The organism is Actinomyces sp. 594 (assembly GCF_019325145.1).
Taxonomy (GTDB): Bacteria; Actinomycetota; Actinomycetes; order Actinomycetales; family Actinomycetaceae; genus Actinomyces.
The window spans coordinates 163564-167863 of the sequence record NZ_PIZC01000067.1 but is presented as its reverse complement, the minus strand read 5'-3'; the positions used below and the strand labels follow the sequence as shown (position 1 = coordinate 167863).

4 protein-coding genes are annotated in these 4300 nt (G+C 69.5%); all 4 read left to right on the top strand.

What is annotated here, in order from left to right:
• Window positions 1-67: 67 nt before the first annotated feature.
• Entirely contained in the window at window positions 68-1030 is a 963-nt protein-coding gene (gene rapZ / locus GZ998_RS12480; RefSeq protein WP_162678551.1) for an RNase adapter RapZ, read from the top strand.
• 7 nt (window positions 1031-1037) lie between these two features.
• Entirely contained in the window at window positions 1038-2087 is a 1050-nt protein-coding gene (yvcK, locus tag GZ998_RS12475; RefSeq protein ID WP_238994153.1) for a uridine diphosphate-N-acetylglucosamine-binding protein YvcK, read from the top strand.
• Between the two features lie 50 nt (window positions 2088-2137).
• Window positions 2138-3118: a DNA-binding protein WhiA gene (whiA, locus tag GZ998_RS12470; protein WP_161923991.1), complete on the top strand. Its 981-nt coding sequence runs from the start codon at window positions 2138-2140 to the stop codon at window positions 3116-3118.
• Window positions 3119-3289: 171 nt separating this feature from the next.
• Window positions 3290-4297, top strand: a complete 1008-nt coding sequence (gap, locus tag GZ998_RS12465; protein WP_161923992.1) for a type I glyceraldehyde-3-phosphate dehydrogenase — start codon at window positions 3290-3292, stop codon at window positions 4295-4297.
• Window positions 4298-4300: the final 3 nt, after the last annotated feature.

Sequence of the window (4300 nt, the reverse complement as noted above, 5' to 3'; positions counted from 1 at the left end):
CGGCGCCCGGTCGGACGGCCCGCGACCCGCGGGCGTGCCCCCGCGCCGGCCGCTGCGGCACGGCGCTGTGGCGGCAGGTGAGGCGGACGCGGTTCGCGACCCGGTCAAGGACACGGTGCCCCGCGGCATCCCGGCGATCGACGAGGCCGCGGCCCCGGTGCCGCCCGCAAAGCGGCCGGAGATGATCATTGTCACCGGCATGTCCGGCGCAGGCCGGTCCCGGGCGGCCAATGCGCTGGAGGACCTCGACTGGTACGTGGTGGACAATCTTCCTCCGCAGCTGTTGCCGGCCTTGGCCGGCATGATGACCACGGTCGGCGCGGGCGTACACCGGCTGGCCGCCGTCGTCGACGTGCGCAGTCGCGAGTTCTTCGCCTCCTTCATGCAGTACCTGGGGCAGCTGCGCGACGGCGGCGTCAACGTCCGCCTGATCTTCCTGGACGCCTCCGACGCGGTGCTGATCCGCCGCTTCGAGTCCTCCCGCCGCCCCCACCCGCTGCAGGGGACCGGCTCGATCCTGGACGGCATCGAGCACGAGCGCACACTTCTGGCGGGGCTCAAGGGCACCGCCGATGAGGTCATCAACACCACCGACTACTCGGTACATGACCTGGCGCGGCGCATTCGCGAACTGGTGGCGCACGAGTCCGACCTGGGCCTGCAGGTGACGGTGATGTCCTTCGGCTTCAAGTACGGGCTGCCGATGGACGCCGACCACGTCCTGGACGTGCGCTTCATCCCGAATCCCTACTGGGTCACGGAGCTGCGGCACCTGACCGGCAGGGACACGCCCGTGGCCGAATACGTGTTCCAGCAGGACGGCGCGGCCGCTTTTGTGGACGGCTACGTAGACCTGCTGGTTCCGGCGCTGCCGCGCTACGTGGACGAGCTCAAGCCCAATGTCACGATCGCGGTGGGCTGCACCGGGGGCAAGCACCGTTCGGTTGCGACCGCGGAGCGGATCACCGCCAGCCTGCGGGCCGCAGGCTTCAAAGTCTCCGTGCAGCACCGGGACCTGGGTAGGGAATGAGACGACAATGAGCGACACCCTGAGTCAAGCGGCCGGCTCCGCCATGCGTCCGGCGCGGGCCACCATCGATTCCGCCGGGTGGAGCCGCCGCGGCGAGGAGGGGCCTGCCGTGGTCGCCCTGGGGGGCGGGCACGGGCTGTCCGCCACGCTGCGCGCCCTGCGGCATGTCACCCACCGGCTCACCGCCGTGGTCACGGTCGCCGACGACGGCGGCTCCTCGGGGCGGCTGCGCCGCGAGTTCGACTGCCTGCCCCCGGGTGACCTGCGCATGGCGCTGGCGGCGCTGACCGATGAGACCGAGTGGGGACTGACCTGGCGCGACGTGCTGCAGCACCGCTTCTCCGCCGAGGGAGAGCTGGACAACCACGCCCTGGGCAACCTGCTGATCCTGGCGCTGTGGCAGCTGCTGGGTGACGAGGTGGAAGGACTGGACTGGGTGGGGCGGCTGCTGGGCATCCACGGCCGCGTCATCCCCATGAGCGCCTCCCCGCTGGTCATCGAGGCGGATATCGTCAACGGGGCGGACCGCCAGCGCGTTTCCGGACAGGTGGCCGTGGCCACCACGCGGGGGCGCATGGAGAATGTGCGCGTCGTCCCGGAGGACGCCGATGCCCATCCGGAGGCCATCCGTGCAATCGACGCCGCGGACTGGGTGATCCTGGGGCCCGGCTCCTGGTACACCTCCGTGCTCCCGCACCTGATCCTGCCCTCCATGCGGCAGGCACTGGTCAGCACCAGCGCCCGCAAGCTGGTAGTACTTAACCTTTCGGCGCAAAGCGGCGAGACCGACAACATGACGGTGGCGGACCACCTGCGGGTCCTGGCCGAGTACGCTCCCGAGCTGCGCCTGGACGTGGTGGTGGCCGATCCCACTGTGATCGAGGACCTGGCTGATCTAGAGTCCGTTGCCGCATCCATGGGTGCGGTGCTGGTGCTGCGGCAGGTGCGCACCGGTGACGCACTGTGCCACCATGACCCGTTGCGGCTGGCGGCCGTCTTCCGGGACGCCTTCGACGGCGTCATGGGTGACATCGCCTCGCCGCCGCGCGGCGCCTGAACCGCCCAGACCCTTCCAACCCAACCGCCACAGGAGCAGGAGCACCATCGATGTCGCTGACGGTAACCGTCAAGGACGAGCTCGCCCGCGTGACCACCGACAACGCCGCCCAGAGGCGCGCTGAGGTGGCCTCCATGCTGCGCTTCGCCGGCGGCCTGCACCTGGTGTCCGGCCGCATAGTCGTCGAGGCCGAGCTGGACCACGGCGGCGCCGTGCGCAGGCTGCACCGGGACCTGCGGGAGCTGTTCGGCATGACTCCTGAGGTACTGGTGGTTCAGGCCGGATCACTGCACCGCGGAAGCCGCTACGTGCTGCGCGTGGCCGACCGCGGGCGGGACCTGGCCCGCCTGACCGGGCTCGTTGATGCCCACGGGCGCCCGGTGCGCGGTATGCCCGTAGCCGTGGTTCAGGGTGGCCGCAACGCCTCGGCCGCGGCCTGGCGGGGTGCCTTCCTGGCCCGGGGCTCGCTTACCGAGCCGGGCCGCTCCTCCGCGCTGGAGGTTACCTGCCCCGGCAGTGAGGCGGCGCTGGCCCTGGTCGGTGCCGCACGTCGCTTCGAGGTGACTGCCAAGGCCCGGGAGGTGCGCGGCGCGGACCGCGTGGTTGTGCGTGACGGCGACGCCATCAGCGTGCTGCTGCAGCGGATGGGCGCGGTGGAGGCCAATGCGCTCTGGGTGGAGCGCCGCTCCCGGCGCGAGACCCGCGGCACCGCCAATCGACTGGCCAACTTCGACGACGCCAACCTGCGCCGCTCCGTGCGGGCAGCGGTTACCTCCGGTGCCCGGGTGGAACGCGCTTTTGAAATCCTCGGCGAGGACGTGCCCGAGCACCTGGTGCAGGCGGGCAGGCTGCGCATTCAGAACAAGCAGGCGAGCCTGGAGGAGCTGGGCCGTATGGCCGATCCGCAGCTGACCAAGGACGCCGTTGCCGGGCGCATTCGCCGGCTCCTGGCCATGGCTGACAAGCGCGCCCACGAGCTGGGAATCCCGGATACAGAGTCTGCGCTCACCCAAGACATGCTCGACATGTGAGATGTTTCAGCGTGTTCGCCCGTGGCGTGTCCGAACCCGCACGGCGGTGGGTTCGTAACGCTAGACTCGGCTTGCCGGATCAGACGGGGAGCTCCCCACGAAGGCCGGGGCACACACTGTGTGCAGCAAGTACGAGTACGTGCGTCCCATGGCGCACTAGGAGGACACAAAGTGACCACCCGCGTTGGTATCAACGGCTTCGGCCGCATCGGCCGCAACTTCTACCGCGCCGCCCTCGAGCAGGGCGCCGACTTCGAGGTCGTGGCCGTCAATGACCTGACCGACATCAAGACCCTCGCCCACCTCCTGAAGTTCGACTCTATTCTGGGCCGCCTCGCCGCCGAGGTCACCTACGACGAGGAGAACATCATCGTCGACGGCAAGCCGATCCGCGTGCTGGCCGAGCGCGAGCCCGGCAACCTGCCCTGGGCGGACCTGGGTGTCGACGTCGTCGTAGAGTCCACCGGCTTCTTCACCGACGCCACCAAGGCCCAGGCGCACATCGACGCCGGCGCCAAGAAGGTCGTCATCTCCGCCCCGGCGAAGAACGAGGACGGCACCTTCGTGATCGGTGTTAACGAGCAGGACTACGACACCACCAAGCACAACATCATCTCGAACGCCTCTTGCACCACCAACTGCCTCGCCCCCGTGGCGAAGGTGCTGGACGAGGCCTTCGGCATCGAGAACGGCCTGATGGTCACGGTGCACGCCTACACCGGTGACCAGCGCCTGCACGACGCCCCGCACAAGGACCTGCGTCGTGCTCGTGCCGCCGCTCTCAACATCGTTCCCACCTCCACCGGTGCCGCCCGCGCCGTCGCGCTCGTTCTCCCGCAGCTCAAGGGCAAGCTGGACGGCTACGCCATGCGCGTGCCGGTCCCGACCGGCTCGGTTACGGACCTGACCTTCAAGCCCTCCAAGCCGGCCACGGTCGAGGAGATCAACGCCGCCGTCAAGGCTGCCGCCGAGGGCCCGCTCAAGGGCGTCCTGGCCTACTCCGAGGAGGACCTGGTCTCCACCGACATCGTTGGTGACCCCCACTCCTCCATCTTCGACTCCAAGCTGACCAAGGTGCAGGGCGACCAGGTCAAGGTCGTCTCCTGGTACGACAACGAGTGGGGCTACTCCAACCGCCTCGCCCAGCTCACCGCCCTGGTCTGCGAGAAGCTGGCCTGAGCC